The 20,407-nt window shown below is 42.5% G+C and carries 18 protein-coding genes and 1 pseudogene; 16 read left to right on the plus strand and 3 right to left on the minus strand.

The features are described 5' to 3' along the window. Positions 1-378 (plus strand): annotated as a pseudogene (locus ACLGGO_RS29955) (ATP-binding protein); the annotation flags it as partial. A gap of 204 nt (positions 379-582) precedes the next feature. Here the strand turns inward: ACLGGO_RS29955 and ACLGGO_RS29960 are convergent. The 3 genes from ACLGGO_RS29960 to ACLGGO_RS29970 are packed head-to-tail and all read right to left on the minus strand — an operon-like array spanning position 583 to position 2,321. Then, the gene (locus tag ACLGGO_RS29960; RefSeq protein WP_446345433.1) at positions 583-828 is read right to left on the minus strand and encodes a UPF0175 family protein; all 246 of its coding nucleotides are present in this window, start codon (positions 826-828) and stop codon (positions 583-585) included. A 37-nt stretch (positions 829-865) separates the two neighbouring features. Next, on the minus strand, positions 866-1,153 hold the full coding sequence (locus ACLGGO_RS29965) for a hypothetical protein (protein ID WP_446382039.1): 288 nt from the start codon (positions 1,151-1,153) through the stop codon (positions 866-868). Continuing rightward, positions 1,140-2,321: an Rpn family recombination-promoting nuclease/putative transposase gene (locus ACLGGO_RS29970; protein WP_446422034.1), complete on the minus strand. Its 1,182-nt coding sequence runs from the start codon at positions 2,319-2,321 to the stop codon at positions 1,140-1,142. Before ACLGGO_RS29970 ends, ACLGGO_RS29965 begins: the two co-directional genes overlap by 14 nt. A gap of 560 nt (positions 2,322-2,881) precedes the next feature. Here ACLGGO_RS29970 and ACLGGO_RS29975 point away from each other — a divergent pair. The 15 genes from ACLGGO_RS29975 to ACLGGO_RS30045 all read left to right on the plus strand — a co-directional run bounded on the left by ACLGGO_RS29975 (position 2,882) and on the right by ACLGGO_RS30045 (position 20,042). Beyond that, entirely contained in the window at positions 2,882-3,460 is a 579-nt protein-coding gene (locus ACLGGO_RS29975) for a DUF4255 domain-containing protein (protein ID WP_446422035.1), read from the plus strand. A gap of 38 nt (positions 3,461-3,498) precedes the next feature. Next, complete coding sequence (locus tag ACLGGO_RS29980) at positions 3,499-4,371, plus strand: hypothetical protein (protein WP_446422036.1); 873 nt, start codon at positions 3,499-3,501, stop codon at positions 4,369-4,371. Positions 4,372-4,390: 19 nt separating this feature from the next. After that, positions 4,391-5,791, plus strand: a complete 1,401-nt coding sequence (locus tag ACLGGO_RS29985; RefSeq protein WP_446362734.1) for a phage tail sheath family protein — start codon at positions 4,391-4,393, stop codon at positions 5,789-5,791. 63 nt (positions 5,792-5,854) lie between these two features. After that, complete coding sequence (locus ACLGGO_RS29990; RefSeq protein WP_446362733.1) at positions 5,855-6,316, plus strand: phage tail protein; 462 nt, start codon at positions 5,855-5,857, stop codon at positions 6,314-6,316. A 16-nt stretch (positions 6,317-6,332) separates the two neighbouring features. Beyond that, entirely contained in the window at positions 6,333-6,815 is a 483-nt protein-coding gene (locus ACLGGO_RS29995) for a phage tail protein (protein ID WP_446362732.1), read from the plus strand. A 2-nt stretch (positions 6,816-6,817) separates the two neighbouring features. Next, positions 6,818-6,982: a DUF5908 family protein gene (locus tag ACLGGO_RS30000; protein WP_446345449.1), complete on the plus strand. Its 165-nt coding sequence runs from the start codon at positions 6,818-6,820 to the stop codon at positions 6,980-6,982. 9 nt (positions 6,983-6,991) lie between these two features. Then, positions 6,992-7,666 (plus strand): CIS tube protein, encoded by a 675-nt coding sequence (locus ACLGGO_RS30005; protein ID WP_446345451.1) that lies wholly within the window; start codon positions 6,992-6,994, stop codon positions 7,664-7,666. A 7-nt stretch (positions 7,667-7,673) separates the two neighbouring features. Continuing rightward, a complete protein-coding gene (gene vgrG / locus ACLGGO_RS30010) occupies positions 7,674-9,308 on the plus strand; it encodes a type VI secretion system tip protein VgrG (protein WP_446362731.1) in 1,635 nt (544 codons plus the stop codon). Beyond that, a complete protein-coding gene (locus ACLGGO_RS30015) occupies positions 9,309-9,728 on the plus strand; it encodes a GPW/gp25 family protein (RefSeq protein WP_446422037.1) in 420 nt (139 codons plus the stop codon). Between the two features lie 41 nt (positions 9,729-9,769). Continuing rightward, on the plus strand, positions 9,770-10,195 hold the full coding sequence (locus ACLGGO_RS30020) for a hypothetical protein (RefSeq protein ID WP_446345457.1): 426 nt from the start codon (positions 9,770-9,772) through the stop codon (positions 10,193-10,195). A gap of 168 nt (positions 10,196-10,363) precedes the next feature. Next, positions 10,364-14,473 (plus strand): hypothetical protein, encoded by a 4,110-nt coding sequence (locus tag ACLGGO_RS30025; RefSeq protein ID WP_446422038.1) that lies wholly within the window; start codon positions 10,364-10,366, stop codon positions 14,471-14,473. A gap of 13 nt (positions 14,474-14,486) precedes the next feature. Then, positions 14,487-15,458, plus strand: a complete 972-nt coding sequence (locus tag ACLGGO_RS30030) for a tail fiber domain-containing protein (protein WP_446422039.1) — start codon at positions 14,487-14,489, stop codon at positions 15,456-15,458. Positions 15,459-15,653: 195 nt separating this feature from the next. Then, the gene (locus ACLGGO_RS30035; protein WP_446362727.1) at positions 15,654-15,905 is read left to right on the plus strand and encodes a hypothetical protein; all 252 of its coding nucleotides are present in this window, start codon (positions 15,654-15,656) and stop codon (positions 15,903-15,905) included. Further along, positions 15,902-18,325, plus strand: a complete 2,424-nt coding sequence (locus ACLGGO_RS30040) for a hypothetical protein (RefSeq protein WP_446422040.1) — start codon at positions 15,902-15,904, stop codon at positions 18,323-18,325. The genes ACLGGO_RS30035 and ACLGGO_RS30040 overlap by 4 nt, the downstream gene beginning before the upstream one ends. Positions 18,326-18,335: 10 nt before the next feature. Beyond that, entirely contained in the window at positions 18,336-20,042 is a 1,707-nt protein-coding gene (locus tag ACLGGO_RS30045; protein WP_446422041.1) for a contractile injection system tape measure protein, read from the plus strand. Positions 20,043-20,407 lie beyond the last annotated feature (365 nt).

The following is a 20,407-nucleotide window of genomic DNA, read 5'->3' on the forward strand; positions in this document are numbered from 1 at the left end:
TCTTTGGCTGGCATATTTTTTTTGTTCTTCGGATTTCCTATTTTAATTATACCCTATTTAAATGCCGAACAGCTTACTGCCTTTATGCGCCGGATTCGGTTTGTGGTGCAGCTTCCCCTCCCCGATGCCGCCTCCCGCAGCGAGATTTGGCGGCGTATCTTTCCCTCACAGACTCCGACCCAGGGGCTAGATTACCAGAAACTGGGACAGCTTAATCTTCCCGGAGGTAACATCCGCAATATTGCCCTAAATGCAGCATTTCTAGCGGCTGATGCCAATGAATCCGTGATGATGAAACATTTGCTGCAAGGGGCGCAACGGGAATGTTTCAAGTTAAAGCGATTGCTGAGTGATGAAGAAACGAGAGGATGGACTTGAACTACCCGTATTTGTGACATACTCCCGACGTTGCCCTAACGGAACAACACGGGCTTCTTACCAACACCAGCTAACGCCTCGGTTACTCGGTAAGCTTTACTGCTGACGGAATGCCCTACCGCCAAAATCAGAATATTTCTTGCTATAAAGACAAATGTCCGACAGCCGCCAGATTAGTAATAGGAGACGTATCACTAATAACAATCACAATCGTCCGGCTGCTCGTAAATTGCTTAAATCTGTCTCAAAATCCTCCACATCATAGTGAATCGGAATCTGACGAGACGCTAATTCGTGCTGAAACCGAATCCGGGACATCCCTAGCAAATGACTTGCCTTAGCCAGACTGATTTTTTTCTGCTTAAATAGCAGCAGAACAATTTCTAAGAGGAAATCAGGTTCAGATAATCCACTTGCTCTAATAATTTCATCAGAAATAACTAAACTCATCGGCTTGCTTGTCCTCCTACTTTCCAGTCATTTTAATTCAGATGTAACCCGCTGTTCGGGAGTCAAAAAGTCGATTTAACCCGTTCAACCTCTGTTTGATGCCCTCTCCATACGACGGACAAGAAAGCAGCATAGCGGTTTCCAGTTCTTCCTCATCCGCAATCCTAATCATCTCACAGAGACTGGCGCTAACACTTTGATGACCCTGAGATGGTTTCCCCTCAAGCATAGACACAACTCGCGCCGCCTCAGAATTAGGACGAAGTAATGCGATCGCACCCCCTTGACTATTGGCACACAGCCTTAACTTGTCACCAATGCTCAATCGCCTGTTGCAGCGTCGCTTTATGAACAGAAGACTCAACAGTTTCCAGGGATGCAAGATTCGTCGCCAACCATTCCTCCACAGTAGCCGCCACCTTACCCGATACAACATCACGCCAAGCCTGACGCTGTGGGGAATGTCCATCCTGCTTACACCATAGTGCGATCGCATTCGATAAGTCTTCCACCTGATCCGGTAACGCTTTAATTAACTCAGCCAAATCCACCAAATCTTGAGCCGAAAAAAGCTCTCGTTGCTCCTGTAAAAGTCCAATAAAAGCCAGAACATTCTGTCCAGAGAATGACTGCATAGCTTGTTGAACCACTTCCCCAGGTAAATCCAATCCCTCCGCAATCATCTCCCAACTCAAACCTAACTGCATCATGCGGGATATCGCTTCCAACTTGGCTTTGAGTTGACCTTTCTGTTTGCCTTCCTGTAAACCTTCCTGTCTGCCTTCCTGTCTGCCTTCCTGTCTGCCTTCCTGTCTGCCTTCTTGTCTGCCTTCCTGTAAACCTTCTTGCTTCGCTTCTTGATAAACCTTAGTTTGTTTAAGTTCACTTAATCCTAACATCGCTTCTATCTCCTTCCTACTTTTTTGCGGTAATTTGTAAACAATGATGGTTTCTATTAAATCAATCAGTCCACGTTTAGTTTTCTGATCAACTAGCTGAGCTTGGGCTTGTTCAATCAAGCGCCTTGCCCGTTCTGGGGCTGTCTGTTCATTCTCAATCACTAGCTTAACAATATTAACTCCCAGGGAATCTGATGCATCCTCTCCTAACTCATCCAAGTATATCCGTTGCACTCTGGTGAACAGTTCCCGAAATTGTAACGGTTGTTCTCTCTCAATCCGGCGAGTCGGATAAATAACCACAACCCGCCAAGGACAAGAGGGTTTATCCTGTCTCAAATAGAGAAAGAGTTCAGCGAATAAACGATAGTATAAATCCTCGTCAGGTTGGAACTGAACCTCGACAACATAGAACGGTTGTTCTCTTGTTTCATCCTTGGGAAAAAACAACCCATCTAGTCGAAACGCCAGTTGCTTGATTTCACGAGATGTGAATTCATAGGTTTCGGCTTGTTCTCTGGGCTGGTTAATTAGTTCAAAGAAGATACTGGGAAACCCTTTAAACAGGCTATAAAAAATGGTGTCGGTTTTCACTTTCTCCTTGGGCAAATCTCACACAGTTGGCACTTGATACTGTGCCACCCCGGAACCGGAAAATTACTATCACCACCATCTTGACAAATTCAGCAACTTATGAAAAGCCAGAAACAACAGCGCGATCGCACTGAAAAGTTTCTATAAGCAGTTGGTTGTAGTTTGAGATTCTCGGCAGTCTAAATGATTTGTGAACAAAAATGAGTCCGAAAAGCTGATCCAGCAAGGATTGCCATTTCACAACTGATTTGGACAGAATTTATAAATTAAGTTTTGTAAAAATAGTTTTATTTTCTCCTTGTTTATGTCATTCTATTTTTAATCCGTTTAAAACTCAAAAGCTTTTGGGCGCACCCCATATTTTTTGGAAAATATCAGCGATTAGCAGGGGTAGATCAAGAGGAGTATGTCAGTTTGGCACACATATTATTGTAGGTTGGGTAGAGCGACAGCGAAACCCAACAAGCTGGCGATGGCGTTGGGTTTCGGTACTTGTATATAACACAGCTGATTCAGCAACACGACTCCGAAAGAGAAACGTTTACTGAGACAGTATTTCAATGATTGATCATGTTTTCACTTTTCTTAAAGATCAACTCAATAGCTACCTCAAAGTCAAAACTGGGGTGGAAGGCTTCGAGGTTGTCTTTGTTCAGGAAAGGACGCCCAGAGAGATTACCTTGCCGAAAGAAGCACTCTCGGCTGTACTGGTAAATATCGAAGAAGAGCGAACCTTTCGCTCTGGAGCTGCTTATCAACATCAACGGGACATCACTGCCCTACCGACTAAGACTCTGCTCCCCCATCTGTTGTACTTGAATCTTTATGTCCTGTTCATCGCCAACTTTACCGACTACAGTCAGTGTTTAAAGCTTTTATCTCTAGTTATTTCCTTTTTTCACAGTCATCGGATCTTTGAATCTCAAAATTCTCCAGCGCTCAATTCCGATATTCAAAAATTGACCCTTGAACTCGTTAATCTTCCCTTTGAAGAAGAGAAAGATATTTGGAGTCTTTTGGGCAATCCTTATCTGCCTTCTGTACTTTATAAAGTCCGGATGGTTGTCTTTGAGGATATCGACTCTTTAGACGTTGGCGCTGATATAACGAATATTGATGTCTTTCCGGCTTCAATGTGATTTAGGGGTGAACATCGACTAATAAATGGATAATTTCAATGAATTACCAAGGACTGTTTGAATTGAGTATTATTCACGACTATTACCAGAATAAGGTTTGCCCTGACCTCAACATTGAGCCGACTCCAGAATGTCGTCAAATCCTCGCACGTCACCGTCTGCTGGTGAAAAATAAAGTGAATGGGATTCAGGTTATCGTCCCCGTGACTGAGACGGGTCAACCCTGGCTGGAATTGACCGATGATTTGGTATTTACTTTCCTCTTAAAAATCAAAAATTCTAGCTTTCTTGACTTTACTCATATTAATGCTAAATTCACTAGGGCACCGAACGAACGTTACATTTATTGGTTTAGCAATCAAACAATTACTGGAATCGGTGTATCCAGTTTAGAGAGGACGTTATACGACCCCAAAACGGCTGAACCGAAACTGCCGCCTCAAGATCGAAATAATTTGGGAGTTATCACGATTTACAATAATTCATCCTTGCCGAAGGTATTCTTGCCGAAGAGTTCAAATCAGACCAGTGAATACCAAATTTCCTGGCAATCTAAACGGCAACATTGGTACTACTATCTAATCACTGAACCCGAAACAAATGGTGATGTTTTTTTGATTGCAGATGCCGCAGATGCCAGAGCCGAAAAAATCAAGTTTACAAAAAATGAAATCAATCAATCAGATCGGGATCAATTGTATCATGTATTTACTGAGCGATTTGCCGGAAAGCAATTATATTTATTTAGTTCAGAAACAGAAATTAATTGTCAGGAAAAAGGACGAAAACACATTCAATTGTTAAAACAAAAGCAAAATGGAAAAAGTAAGCCCACCGTATGGATCAACCATTTACCTAACCCGCCGAATCGGACGGGGATTCAAGTGATTAATGCCCTCAAATTCGTATAAGTTCTGAAAAAATAAAGCAATGACAAGCTATAAAACCCCCGCTGTATATGTTGAAGAAATCAGCACATTCCCACCTTCCGTTGCTGAAGTCTCAACCGCAATTCCCGCGTTTATCGGCTACACCGAAAAAGCCGATCGCGTCACTCCAGGCGATCTGACGAATAAGCCGACTCGGATTAGTTCCATGCTGGACTATGAAACGCTGTTCGGCAAAGCAGAAGCCACCTCGTTGACGATTCCGGTCGATTCTCCTCTCGAAACTCCCCCTGTCGATAGTACCACTGAGCCAATTCCTCCCTTCAATCCCCCTGACGTTAACTATTTTATGTACTATGCATTGCGCCTCTATTTTGATAATGGAGGAGGAAGTTGTTACATTGTCTCTGTGGGAAGTTACAGTGATCCCGTGACGAAAACTAAGGATGATTTTATCAAAGGATTGGAGGCATTAAAAAAAGAAGATGAACCAACCTTAATTCTGTTCACAGATGCGGTGAATTTACCCACCGTGCAGGATTATCACGACCTTTGTCAAGCGGCGTTGGCTCAATGCAATGAGTTGAAGGATCGGTTTGCGATTTTTGACGTTAAACATAGTTTGGAGCCTGCGGGTGGCGTAGAAACCCTAAAAATTGCCGAAGAAGTCCAAGCATTCCGAGATAATATCGGCACTGAAGATTTGAAATACGGTGCGGCTTACTATCCCTATTTGCAAACCTCGATTAATTACTATTACACGGACGATTCCGTGACTATGGCAGATAGTAAGACCTTGAAAGAGAATAAAGGGAAAACCGAATTTTATAACCGAGTTAAGGCAGAACTGGCTAAAAAACGAGTCGTTTTACCTCCCAGTGCAGCCGTGGCGGGAGTGTATGCTAGTGTAGACCGCGATCGCGGTGTTTGGAAAGCCCCGGCTAATGTTAGTTTAGCCTCGGTTATTGGCCCGACGCTGAAGATTAATAACCAGGAACAGGAAAATCTGAATATTGAACCCACCAGTGGTAAATCCATCAACGCGATTCGTAGTTTTACTGGGAAAGGAACCTTAGTCTGGGGAGCAAGAACCTTAGCCGGAAATGACAATGAATGGCGTTATATCCCAGTTCGCCGCTTGTTCAATCTGATTGAAGAATCAATTCAGAAATCCACGTCCTTTGTCGTGTTTGAGTCGAACAACGCCATTACCTGGTTGAAAGTCAAAACCATGGTCGAAACCTATTTAGAGGGATTGTGGCGTCAGGGGGCATTAGCTGGACCTACACCGGAACAGGCATTTTTTGTGAATGTCGGTTTGGGTAAAAGTATGACCACCCAGGACATTTTAGAAGGTCGCCTAATTGTTGAAATTGGCATTGCCGCCGTTCGTCCGGCTGAGTTTATTATTTTGCGATTCTCCCATAAATTGCAAGAAGCGTAAGTTATTTGTCCTTTGTCATTTGTCATTCGTCATTTGTCCGTACAATAAGGAGTTACAACCGTTATGGCAACGTCCATCCAAGATATCAAAGATAAATATCCAATTCCAGTATTCTATTACCGAGTTACAATCGCGGGAGAAGATTCGGTCGCCTTTTCCGAGGTATCTGGGTTAAACATTAACTACGAAACCATCAGTTATCGCGATGGGATGAGCTATCGCGATGGATCTAAGCTAATGCCAGGAATGCCCGCTGACGTTACCCTAACCCTCAGCAAAGGTGTTGTCAGAAAAGACAATTATTTCTTTAAGTGGATTAGTACCATTCAATTAAATACGGTAGAAAAGCGCGATTTGAGGGTGGACTTGTTAGATGAGACGGGTGAAGCGGTTGTCTCTTGGACAGTGACGGATGCTTTTCCCCATCAACTTGATGCGCCCACATTCAATGCCACACATAATGAAGTTGCCATTGAAACGTTGGGACTTATAGCAAGTAGTCTGAAAATAGATTATCCCGGATAAGCAATAGAATTACGATATGCCTGATCCTCCAACTATCCCAGAACTTCCGAATGACCAAATTCCGCCCATCGGGAGTCACTTTATGGTTGTCTTTTTCATCGCGGGAGTTGTGCCGAATCCTTTGGATATTCGCTTTCAAACGGTGTCCGGAATTTCTTCTACCATTGAGACTGAACAGGTAACAGAAGGCGGTGAAAATCTGTTTACACATCGCCTGCCGAAACGGGTCACGTATCAGAACTTAGTTCTCAAACGAGGAATGGTCTCTGGTTCTCCCCTAAATATCGAATTCGGACTGGCTATGGATTTAATGAAGTTGTCACCCAGTAATGTTTTGGTGATGCTTCTCAATGAAAAAAGTAATCCCCATGCCAGTTGGTTATTTAAGAATGCCTATCCAGTAACTTGGACAGTATCTGACCTGGATGCCACTAAAAATGCAGTGGTTATCGACACCATGGAATTAGCCTATACACGCTTTCAAAATCTGAGACTTTAACCATGCCTGTAGAAATTAAAGAATTAATTGTTCGCGCCACGATTGTTGAGTCAAATCCGACGCATTCCCTCTCCCCCAAGGGAGCAGGTGCTCAGGAAACAGACGCCATTGTGACGGCTTGTGTCGAACAAGTCTTGAAAATATTAGAACGAAAAAAAGAACGATAAGGGGAAACCATGCTCAAAAACCTCTTCAAGTTAGAAAAGCTCAAAATCTATGTCTATAAAGACAAGAAACAAATTGGCGTACCTCAAGATACCTTTGAGGTCATGTTTAACCCGGAATCGTATTCGCTGAAATATGAGAATAAATATCAAGAGCATCAAGGGATGAATACCAGTGGGTCATCCTTAAAATACGCCCTGAGTAAACCGACACATCTCTCTTTAACCTTAATTTTAGATGGAACGGGTGTTACCCCTGGCGGACGGAAGGATGTATATAAAGAAGTGAATCGCTTCCTAACTTTAACCACGCACATGGATGGGGAGACTCACGAGCCAAAATCTCTGAAAATTGAATGGGGCGACCTGATTTTTAATTGTCGGTTGGGTTCAGTTGACATTAAATATACCTTGTTCAACCGCAGCGGACAACCCCTGAGAGCCGAGTTACAAACCGAATTTTCTGGGGATATTGAAGATTCCAAGCGAGTTAAACAAGAAAATAAGAATTCCCCAGATTTAACCCACAAACGAATTATCAAAGCCGGAGATAATTTACCGCTTATGGCAAATCAAATCTATGGTGATCCCGCTTACTACATCCAGCTTGCCGCTGCCAACAACCTGAATAATTTCCGCAAATTAAACGTTGGCACTTCAATCAGTCTGCCGCCGACAACCAAGTGAACCAATCATGAATGGCGTGATCACAGCAACAATTTTGAGTGATGGGAACGAAATGGACTCGGAGTATCACCTCATGTCCATTGATATTATCAAAGCGGTGAATAAAATTCCCAGCGCTCAACTGATTCTGTTGGATGGGGACGCCGCAAAACAGGAATTTAAAATTAGCGATACTGAGTTTTTTAAACCGGGGAAAGAACTGGAAATTAAGCTGCGGTATGAAGACAACGCTAAAGAGGAAGCTACTGTTTTTAAAGGAATTATTCTCAGACACAGCCTACAAGCCGATCAAAATCGCTCCCTACTCACTATTGAGTCAAAAGACGCCGCCTTTAAACTCATCCCCAAGCGCAAAAGTGCCGTTTTTCGGGATATGACCGACAAGGACATTATTGAAAAAATTGTCCAATCAGCAGGATTACAGATTGAATCCGTGGCAACAACCCAACCTCAGCATAAGGAAATGGTGCAATTTGGCTGTACTGACTGGGATTTTATTGTCTCCCGTGCCGATGTGAATGGTCATTGGGTATTAGTTGATGATGGCAAAGTAACGGTTATTGAACCCAATCTCCAGGGGGCGGCTGAACATAAATTTGAATATGGAATTAGCGAGATTTATGACTTTGAAATGGAAGCGGATAGTCGTTTTCAGTATGAATCTGTAGAAAGTACGGCTTGGGATGTCAAAAATCAAGACTTATTTCAAGCCAAAACCGCTCCCGAATTTTCCCTGAGTCAAGGTAACTTAAATCCGGGGGAATTAGCTCAAGCCATTGATGCTGACACCTGTCAATTACTATTTTCTGGTCAATTAGATGAACAAGAAGTAGAAGCGTGGGCAAAGGCGAAAATGGTCAAAAGTCGCCTCTCTTTGTTGAAAGGTCGGCTGACAGTTCCTGGCTTGGCTAAGATTAAACTAGGTGACATCATCGAAGTCGCCGGAATTGGTAAACGCTTTAATGGCAAAACCTTAGTCACCGCCATCCGTCATCAAGTAACATTAGGGGGATGGCAAACCAATATTCAATTTGGCTTATCTGCTGACTGGTTTTCCCAAAATGAAGATATTATTGAGCCGCCAGTCGCTGGACTAATTCCCGCCATCAACGGTTTACAAATTGGCGTTGTGGATAAGTACGAAGATGATCCGGATAAACAGTTTCGGGTTAAAGTAAAAGTTCCATCTATTGAAACTGATGGCGTTATTTGGGCAAGATTAGCGTCTCTAGATGCGGGTAATGAACGCGGCATCTTTTTTAGACCGGAGGAAGGAGATGAAGTGATTCTTGGCTTTGTTAATGATGACCCCAGACAAGCGGTTATCCTGGGTGCAATGCATAGTGAAAAAAACGAATTGCCATCAGGATTGGAGGTCAATCAGGAAAATTATCGGAAAGGTATTGTCACTAAGGAATCATTACAAATTATCTTTGATGATGAAGATAAATTTATCGAAATTAGTACACCTAATGGTAATTTATTGCGATTGTCGGATCAGGATAAAGGAATTTATTTAGAAGATGAAAATGGAAATACAATAACCATTGATGATAAGGGGTTTAAAATTAAATCCGATCAAGATATTATTATTGAAGGTAAAACGGTTACCATAAAAGGCTCAAAAGTAGATGTCAATTAAATGGAACTCAACACTTCTTTCTTAGGCACAGGATGGAGCTTTCCACCCACATTTAACCAAGAGACAGCCGCCGTCGAACTGGTATCTGATGCGGAAGATGTTCGGCAAAGCCTAGAAATTATCCTATCCACTCAACCGGGAGAACGAATCATGCACCCTGACTTTGGTTGTGAACTGAATCAGTTTCTGTTTGAGGAAATCACTCAGGGATTAATCACGGGAATTAAAGGGATTATTGCCGATGCTATCTTATATCATGAACCCCGAGTAGACCTGGAGGCAATTGATATTTCGGAAAGCGCGGATCAGGTGGGATTATTGTTTATCAGTATTAACTATCTGCTTCGCACCACGAACTCTCGATTCAATTTAGTCTATCCCTTTTATTTACAGGAAACCACGAATTTAATTAAGGCTTAATTTTCATAGATTGAAACCGTAACCTTTTATTCACAAAGCCCATGTCTGATTTAATCATTGTCGATGGTGATCAAGCAGAATTTAATCCCAGCTTTGGCTTGGCTACTGTCGTGGTGAGACTGGGTGAAATTAAAGGAAGTGGTAACTCTAGCTTACAGGGAAAAAAGGTTTGTATTGTTGGCGATGAAACGTCTGTGTCTGTGCCGGGATGTATTTATATCACACCGATTTACTCACTTCCGGGAATAGGAACATTGAAAATTGATGTCTTAGGGGATGATCAAATCGCCCAGAAAACCAATAGTGTTGGCACGCCAATGATTTTGAAAGGAAGCACCTTTATTGCTAAATTTGAGGTACAAACCCCAGCGTTTACTCCGCCTCCAATTTCAGTTCCTGACGCTGTTCCTCAATATTCAGGAATTGGCAGTTTTATTACCACGAACACCAAATGGCGAGGAACCTAAATTAAGGCAGGAGTCAATAGGCAATAGGCAATAGAGTTTTCTTGACAAAGGACAAATTATCTTGATAGAGAACAAACTTATCGGTGTAATCAGTGTATGAATAAGCTCTCACCTCCCTACCCAAATCTCTCCAATAAATCAGTGAAATCAGTGTTTTAACCAATGATAATGAATAAACAAACTAACCTATTCCGAGATGGCATCAGTCAGCGCAATCGATTACTCAGAACCCTAGAACCCGACTATGTTTCTGTTGATGAACGTTCTGAGGCAGATTTACTCACCTTTGTCCAAAAGTATGCGGCGACACTGAACTACTACGACGAATTGAATCATCCCCAAGGAAATTGGTCTTCCTTTTTTGCGGGTGATATTCAGAACATGGTAGCCTATATAAAAAACCCGGAAAGCTTTGACGATGATGAATCAGTACGGCGGAAATTGTCCCAACCTCATCTCGTCCTATTATTCGCATTTTTGCGATTATTGCGCTATCCCCAACAACAGTTTAATCAGCTCACCCAAAGACATCTAGAGTTTTACTATAAAGAGGTATTAAAATTAACTGAAAAAGAAGAAATTCCTGATAAAATACATACAATTTTTGAATTAGCGGCTGATCAAACGGTCTATCGACTCCAACCTGGCACATTACTCAAAGCCGGTCAAGATAGTCAAGGAATCGATCTCAATTATGCCATTGATGAAGAAGTCGTTCTCAATCAAGCTCAAGTTGCCAGTATTAAAACCTTGTCGGCGGTAAAAACCTATACTGATCTCAGGAGTATTCATCAGCAGGGGAATCAAGACAACAATAGTTTTGAACAGATGCTGAGATGGGCGGTAGGTGATCCCAATCAAGGCGACTCCCTTCCTGATTTGGGTACGACTCCTGTTGATATTAATGTTCTCAATACTCTTTACCAAACCATCAACGATCAACCCATCGAACAAATCGCTGATAATCAAAAAAACTATATTCTTGAGCAACTCTTTTTTGCTACAATTGACGATTTTAAATACTGCTTAGAAATTAACGTCAGACAAAACAGCACCGGAACGTCACAGAGCAAACCTCCGTTAGAGTCAGAGTGGGAGCAGGTTTATTCCCTAATTGAAAAAGCCTATCGCAAAAAAATTAACCGCAAACGACGTCAAGTTCTCAAATCAACCCATCAAAACGCTGGTTTTGATAGTATGATTCGATTGGCTTTGGGTACTCCTAATCCGAGTGATCCCCTACCCGAAATGCCCAGTGGCTATGATAATCTGGAGCAGATACGGAGTAATCTGGATGAATTGAATCCCGATTTGTTTGTGGTTCGCTATGTCAAAGAACAACTGTATATGAGTGTCGAAGATTTCCGTAAGATTATGGAAATCAAAGGAAATGCAACGGACATTGATGACTCGGCTTGGCAAGAAGTTTACCGCCTCCTAGAAAAGGCGCAAGCCAAGAAACAAAATTTCACGTATCCAGCGATTGGGAAGCAAGAAATTAAAAGGATTGAGGCAACGCCTATTCTGGAATCAGCCGCCGAAGCTGAAACGGAGTTACAACGGTTTTCTCCGTTTACCACGGTGACTCAACCTCAGACAACCTCTCTCGGTTTTGCAATTACCTCTCCTCTTTTAATCCTCAAGGAAGGAACACGAAAAATTACCCTACTCTTCGCCTGTAAAGCGAATACCTTAAACCGAGAGGAACTAGAAAAGATCATCCAAGACACAAACCCGTTTGAGATTTACCTGAGTACGGATCAAGAATGGATCGCACCTTCATCAATTACATTACAAATCAGTGATTTGATTCGGGAAGAACCCCTAAAATCGTATACGAATCAACAAATCACTCTGAATACGGCTACCGCTGACGGGGATAATTTGACCCGTGTCACCCTCTCCAGTGCGACTTTGCCTCCCGAAAATGGCGGGGAGAGCGTTGTGGTTTTTGACGATGGTCGCACCTTTAAAATTATAGAACGAATCAGCGATCGCGAAGCCACGGTGGAAGCCATCGGTTTGATGCCAAACCATACGGCTACTCGGATTAATCTGTATTCTGCTGCTGCGGTTTACCTGGACAGTTTACACTTTCAGCTAACCGTTGATTCTACATTACCTGCTATCCTACCGCCTCAACCCGATGCGTCAACGGTTAGTCTTGATACCCCCTATCCCGTGATTAAACTGGTGTTAAAAAATCGGGTCAAAGGGGATACAGCGGCAGAAATCGTGAGCGACTATGAACTCCTGAAATCCATTCGTTTAGACAAGGTAAACCTCCAGGTTGAAGTGGGGACAATACAGGATTTGCAACTCCGCAACGATAATTCCCTCCTGAATCCCAAAAGTCCCTTTAAACCCTTTGGCAGTAATCCAAAAGTTGGCTCTGGTTTTTACATTGCCAACTCAGAAATTAGTAGTAAAAAATTAGATCGTCTGGCACTGAATATCACCTGGATGGGACTTCCAGATGATTTTGCCAGCCATTACCAGGCGTATACTCAGGTGGGGTTAGTCAATCCCGCGATCGCGAATAATAGTTTTAAAGTTAGTTGCAAGGTTTTTAACAATCGAAATCAGTACCTAATTGGCTCATCTCAGCCCATTTTTAGCCAAAATGGTAGCGCCTTGAGTTCGACGCTTCAGCTTGATTATCCCAGCTTAACGATTGACGCTTATACCTTCAACCCTTCAGCACTAGAAACCGAGACAGATGATCCTTTTGAGCAAACCCGATATTTCAAACTCGAACTAGAAAGCCCGAATTTTGGACATGATCTTTATCCATTGGTGATGACAAAGGTGGCGTTATCCACGGATAATGCCATCAAATCTCTCACCGTTTATCAACCCTACACACCCGAAATTAAAACCCTATCTCTCGACTATACCGCCTCCGTCCAGATTGATTTGACTGTGGCTCAAACAGCCAGCCGTGTCTTTCAGCTCAACCCCTTTGGCTATGTGGAACTCGGTGCATTTAAGGGTGAAAACTCTCCCTACCCTGAAGACTATTTACTCCCGCAATACGATGAAGCAGGTGCTTTATTCCTGGGTATCCGCAATCTACACCCCCCCCAAGATCTCTCCCTACTCTTTCAACTGGTGCCAGGAAGTGCTAATGTCGAACTAACCAAGCCGGATATTCACTGGAGTTATCTCAGTCGCGATCGCTGGCAGGATTTCCAAGATATCCAAATCCTCTCAGATACGACGAATGGATTAGTTGATTCGGGTATTATTCGTTTGAGTATCCCAGCAGCCGCAACCGCAGAAAACCACCGCCTCCCCAAGGGGTTGCACTGGCTGCGAGCAACGGTTCAAAACAACGCAGCAGCAATACCAGATACCCTAGATATCAAAGCACAAGCAGTAAGTGCTACCTTTGTCAATCAAGGCAATGCTACCGAGCATTTAAGTCAACCCTTAGCCGCCGATTCGATTCAAGGATTAGTCACGCGAGATGCTGCCGTCAAAGCTGTCAAGCAACCCTACACCTCCTTTCAAGGCAAAATGAAGGAGAATACGCCTCGGTTTAATATCCGAGTCAGTGAAAGACTGCGCCATAAACAACGCGCCTTAACCCCCTGGGATTATGAACGTTTGGTACTCGAACGCTTCCCAGAAATCTATAAAGTCAAATGTATTACATCAACCATTGGTTCTGATAATCCCAGTGCGGCGAAGGTAACCGTTGTCGTGGTTCCTGATATTGCCAATACCGCACCCTTCTTTCCCCTGGAACCCAAAGCACCGTTATATTTGCTCAAGGAAATTGAGGCTTACCTCAAAGCACATACCTCACCCTTTGTCAATTTAGTGGTCAAAAATCCCCGGTATGAGCGGATTAAATATAGAGTCAATATTCGGTTGCGTCCAGGCTATGAACAAGGGTATTATCTCAAACAAATCAATGAAGATATCAAGCGTTTTTTGTCCCCTTGGGCGTATGCAGGTCAAGTTGACATCACCTTTGGTAGTTCGATTCACGGTTCATTAGTTATCCATTTTATTGAAAAAAGACCTTATGTTGATTATGTTGCTAATCTCAGCTTACTGGAACAAATTGACGTTGAAGCCGAGGCTCAAGGGGATTCCCCCCTAGAATTTCGGATTAATGAATCCAACTTAGCTCAGGTGCGACACCCTGACTCAATCTTAGTTTCCGCCACCGAACATCTGATCAATCTGATTACCACAGAAAAATATCAAGATTTAGATTTCGAGGGCATTGGTTATATGATTATCGGTACAGATTTTGTTGTTAGTTAATGGAGAAATAATTATGGCACAACGAAGTAGAGTTGAACTGCAAGACTTGTTCAAACAAGGCGCAAAACCAACCGGAGATGATTTTAAGGATTTCATTGAATCCACACTCAATCTCCGAGACGATGATATTGCCCAACTCTTAGAGGCTAGCAATAGCATTAATTTAGAATCGCTGTTAGCAAAGGCAAGGGGTACCCTAAAAATTACCGCCTTCGAGACGGATGAGAAATTAGTCGATTTTTATGCGGGTGACACGAAGACGTGGAGTATCAGCCAGAACCCTAGTGGAACGAATCCAGGGTTTAATCTATCGACGGAGGAAGGGAGCCGACTATTTATTGAGAAAAGCACAGGGAGGGTTGGCATTGGCACTATTCAACCGGCAGTAAAGCTGGAAGTAAACGGGCATTTTAAACTGAAAAACGGCGCAAGCATTAACGAATTTTCGACGGATGGGACGCTGAGTGATAATAGCCATAATGCTGTCCCCACAGAGCAAGCAGTGAAAACCTATGTTGATGCATCATTCAAAAATCAGCTTGTTTCCCGAGATGGTCGGTTTATAGCTATACTACAGAATGATAGAAATTTCTGCATCCGTAATATCGGTGCTGATCAAGCTGTATGGTGTACTAATAGCCAAGTTTCAGATATAAACTTGAAAGAACAAATTACTCCAATTAACCAGGCTTTATCAAAATTATTAAGCTTGCGAGGCGTATCCTTTCATTGGAAAGACAAAACTCTGGGGGAAGATAGAGAACTTGGCGTTATCGCCCAGGAGATTGAACAAGTCTTTCCCGAACTGATCATGAATCCTGATGGCAATTCCAAACTGGTTCAGTACGACAAGTTTGCTCCCGTATTAATTGAGGCGATCAAAGAACAACAGGCAACCATCTCGCAATTGCAAAAAGAAGTAAAAATGCTGAAGCAGGAACGAGTGGCTGTCGGCTCTCCCGACATTGTGGGGGAAAATGTGTAACGAGCTACAAAATACTAGCCGGTGGGTTACGGCGCGGATGAAAAGTTATGGGTTTTTCCTACAAATCCTACCCGCGCCTAACCCACCCTACGAAATATAAGATTTGGTTATCACTACAAGTCCGGGAGAGCCGAAAAATCTTTTTTATAACGCTCAATCCAACTAAAACAATCCCATCCTTTTGGGAATAAATCGATGAGAAAGCAGATTGAAGAACGCCTTGAACAACTTAAACGTGAATTTGCATCGGGTCAAAAACTTCTGACTGAGTTAGAAGCCAAACAAAAAGATGTCCAGTATACCTTATTGCGCCTTCATGGAGCCATCCAGGTATTAGAAGAAGAGTTAGCCAAAAATCAGGATGACTCATCGGAACCAGACTCTTTAACTCCTTTACCTCTAAACACGGAGTCATTTTCAGCCATTCCCAATTCTGCATCGCTATGACTGAACCCCTAACCATTTCCAGCGAACCCCCAGACTATCCCGGCATGAATTTCGCCTTGTTGCGTCAAGAAGGCATCAAGCACATTGAACGCCTCGCCGGGACAATCTGGACAGATTACAATACCCATGATCCAGGTATTACCATCCTGGAAGCCCTCTGCTACGGGATTACGGATTTAAGTTATCGGCTTTCCTTTCCCATAGCAGATTTACTCGCCCCTGCTCCCACCCATTCCCAAGGCAATCAGCAACCGTTTTTCACCGCCAGAGAAATTCTCACGGTTAATCCCCTCACCATTAATGACTATCGCAAACTGTTAATTGATATTGATGGAGTCAAAAATGCTTGGCTAGAACCCATCCAAGATCCATCACCTATCCTCTATTTTAATCCAGCTCGCTCTTCCTTAACCTTTGAATCTCCTGATCTCCCCGAATTTGTCAAATCCTATAGCGAACAAGTCAAAATGAATGGACTTTATCGCGTCCTCATTGAAGCCGAACCCCAACAAAATAGTTTTTTCGTAAAACAGGATGTTAAGTCCAAACTCCACCAACACCGAAATCTATGCGAGGATTTTGCCCAAATTGAAATACTCCCCGTTGAAGAGATAACCGTCAATGCCGAAATTGAAGTTGAAGCAGGATTTGACCTCAATGAGTTGATGGCAAAAATCTATTTTGAACTCGACAAGTTTATCTCGCCTTCCATCCAATTTTTTACCTTAAAGCAACGACTCGAACAAGGCAAAAAAACGGAAGAAATTTTTGACGGGGTTCCCCTAACCCATGGATTTATTGATGATGATGAACTTCAGCGTTTTGGCAGACGAGATGAACTCCATACTTCTGACCTAATTCATATTATTCTAGATATAGAAGGGACGAAAACTATCCGCAATATTACCATTGCCAGCGACCAGTTACCGGAACCCGAAGCTTGGGCATTAGACTTAGGCATTAATACAGCTCCTAAACTCAAAGAAATCGCTGAGACGATTAATGATATCATTTTTTATAAAGGACAAATTGCTTGCACGATTAACTTGGAAAAAGTCCAAGAAAAACTAACAATATTACAGCAAGAGCGCCAGAAAACGCCATCAGTCACGGAAAATAAAGACCTGCCAATTCCTTTAGGTCAATACCGTGATTTGTCTGAGTATGAATCCCTTCAAAATGAATTCCCTGGCAATTACGGAATTGGGGAGTCAGGATTACCCGCTTCGGTATCTACTCAACGACAGGCACAGGCAAAACAATTGCAAGCTTATCTGATGTTCTTCGACCAACTACTGGCTAACTATTTTGCCCAACTTGACCATGTTAAAGACTTATTTTCTTACCACAAACTCGACCCTAAAACTTACGTTTCCCAGAATATTACCGATTTTCCTGGAGCCGCAGATATCTTAACCCAATATCCTCAAGCCTCTCCAGCCGACCAAGAGATTGATTTAGAGCGGCGAAATCGGTTTCTGGATCATTTAATTGCTCAATACGGCGAAAAGTTCACCGACTATTCCTTACTTCTCTATGAATCTATCCTGGAAGAAAAACTGATTCAGGACAAGATAACTTTTCTGCAAGATTATCCCCAGATTAGTTCCCAACGGGGTCAAGCTTTCAACTATACAGATGCCAATCAGATTTGGGATACTGATAATGTATCGGGACTCAAGCGACGGATTAGTCGATTTCTGGGAATTCCTCACACTCGCCAAACTCTGGTTGGCTCTAATGGTATTGAAGGGTTTCATCTAATCGAACATATTTTACTGCGTCCCACTAGCCGTAGTGGTTCCAGTGATACCGCTCAAGGGTTAACTTTTGCCCGTTCTATTTCACAATTTGCTCGCTCAAACCAAGCCAATCAAACTGAACACGTCACCTGTTCCTCTGCTAATCATGGACTCAAGGATGGTGATGAAATCCAAATCTTTGATGCGGGTGATTACAATGGCAGTTATTCGGTGACGAATGTTCAACCGGAAACGTTTGATATCCCTAGCGCGTTTGTTGAACAAGATAGTGGCAAATGGGTCAGCGTTAATCAGCACCGGAACCCGTATTCGTTTCAAATTAGTTGTGTTTTCCCCGATTTGTTACCGCGTTTTCAGCAGCCCACCTTTAGACAACTCGTTCAGGAACTTTTAATCTCAGAAATACCAGCCCATATTACGGTATACTGTCATTGGTTCAGTCAAGAGAAGATGCAAAGATTTGAAGCGGCTTACCATCAATGGTTACAACTGATAGCAGATGAAGAAGCTTCCCTGGCTGGTCTTCAGGCAAGTGTAAATGAACTTCTAGAATTATTGAACATTGGTTCAGCAGAATTTGTGTCCGATCAAATTCCTAAAGTTATCGGATATATGGTGATTGAGGGTAATGAAAATACTGTTTTTACTGTAATTTAATACTAGAGTTGTGAGCGATCAACGACATCAAATTAAAACACAGATTATCGAACTTCAGTTAAGCGGACAACAAGATGCGTTGGAACTGCAAAAGACGGTGACTCAACTCTATTACAGCAAAGTGGTTCCGCTGATTGAAAAGTTGTGTGATCAGTTGAGCGATTCTCGGACAATTCATCGCATTGAGACGTTAGAGATTAATCTGGGAACTATCGATATTGATGATTTTGAGCAAGAGTATATCACCAAAATAGAAGCTGAAATTAAACAGCAATTGACTGAAATTATTCAGCCATCTGGTATGAGTATGGCAATGGATCGAGAAACTGGAGAAACGGGTACAAATGTTTTAGTAGAACATCGAGAAGCAGGCAATGCATCTGGGAGTATGTCAGGTTTGCACAAAACGTTCAAGGGAACTAAGGGAGTTGGGTTTCGTTCCTCAACCCAACCTACAAGGTTGACATACATCCATGCACCTCAATCTCGTCAACCGATTCCTCCTCGTCCTGAAAACGTTCCCCTGAGTCCCCAAACCACAGACCTTGAACGGCTTAGTTACTTCCTGCAAACGGGTACACTCCCGTGGTGGTCAGAAATCTTAAGCAAACAGGCATTGGCAGAATCTTGCGATCGCGTTATCACCACCTCCCCCAATCTAATTAAGCCAATTTTCTGGCAAGTTTTTCAACAGGAAAGACAACTCAAGCGACTAATTTATCAATTCAATGATGAACTATTACTTAAAATAGCCAACTTATTTGTCCCAAGTTTATCGGATTTCATTGCCAATTACAATAGTGATATTTTTGGTATTTTAAAAAGAAATGATTTCATTAAAGTTATTCCCCCAAATGTAATCCGGTTAGAACAATGGCGTGGGATATTTCTCAGTCTGCCTTTTGATAAAACTGTAAACCCAGAAAAGCGCAAAATAACCCAAAAAAGCTTAGGGTATCTTGCCACCCGTTTTCAGCTTAATTATTTGGACTTAGTGAATCAGATGGTGAAAACGGTAGACTCTCTGAAACGAGAAGGGAAAGGCTGCAAAAGTGAACTTCCAGAAATTATCGCAGAAATAGTAGCCTCTTCATTTCCAAAAAACTTGGTTAAAGAAAAAGAAACTCTTGTTAAAGAAGAAAATACTGTTAGAGCATCAGATGTACCACCCCCTTCAGAAACAATTCAAAATTCCATCAATAATTTCAATAATGCCAAGGAAATATACATTAATAACGGTGGATTAGTTTTATTGCATCCCTTTTTCAATCATTTTTTTCAAACAATCGGACTGGTTCAAAAAAAATCCTTTATTAACTCCGCTGCGGCGGAACGAGCCGTGCTATTAATCCAGTATTTAGTGGAAGCTGTAACCGAACTCTCTGAGCCTAGTTTGTCCCTGAATAAAGTTCTTTGTGGAATCGATGTATTAGAACCCGTAGAGGCAAGCTTGGATATCACAGAACAAGAGCAATTAGAATGTGAAACCCTACTCACTGCCGTCATCCAAAATTGGTCAATCTTGAAAAATACATCCATTGCCGGATTCAGGCAAGCTTTTCTACAACGAAAAGGCATCTTGAGAATTCGCGATGGGAACTGGCTGTTACAAGTCGAACCAGAAACCTATGATGTTTTATTGGAACAACTTCCCTGGAACATCAACATTATAAAACTACCGTGGATGAATAATGTTTTATATGTGGAATGGTCATAACTAAACTTTAGACAAAAACCAGATAAATAGGTAGGGCTTGCTGCACAAAGGCAAAACCCTTAGCTATCAACGCTTTCAGCGGTAAAAAACCCAGTTCATCTGCTTGGATTTGTGAGACTCTCCATCAACCCTTCGACTTCGCTCAGGGTTAAAACTCTGGCGAGAGAATCACCGAAAATTTACCCCTGCTCCCAGACGTAGCATGCTACGTCTCTACATTGCTTCCCGGTGCTTGACTGGACATGATATCACTCCTTCATGGCAGAAAATTCTACAGGGTTGTTCGCGGCGATCGCGTGAGGCTCCGGTCATCTGTTGTGTCCAATGTTAAGATAGATTTCCGAGATCATACAAGATTAGCATCG

The sequence above is a fragment of the Coleofasciculus sp. genome (genome assembly GCF_046565525.1).
Lineage (GTDB): Bacteria > Cyanobacteriota > Cyanobacteriia > Cyanobacteriales > Coleofasciculaceae > Coleofasciculus.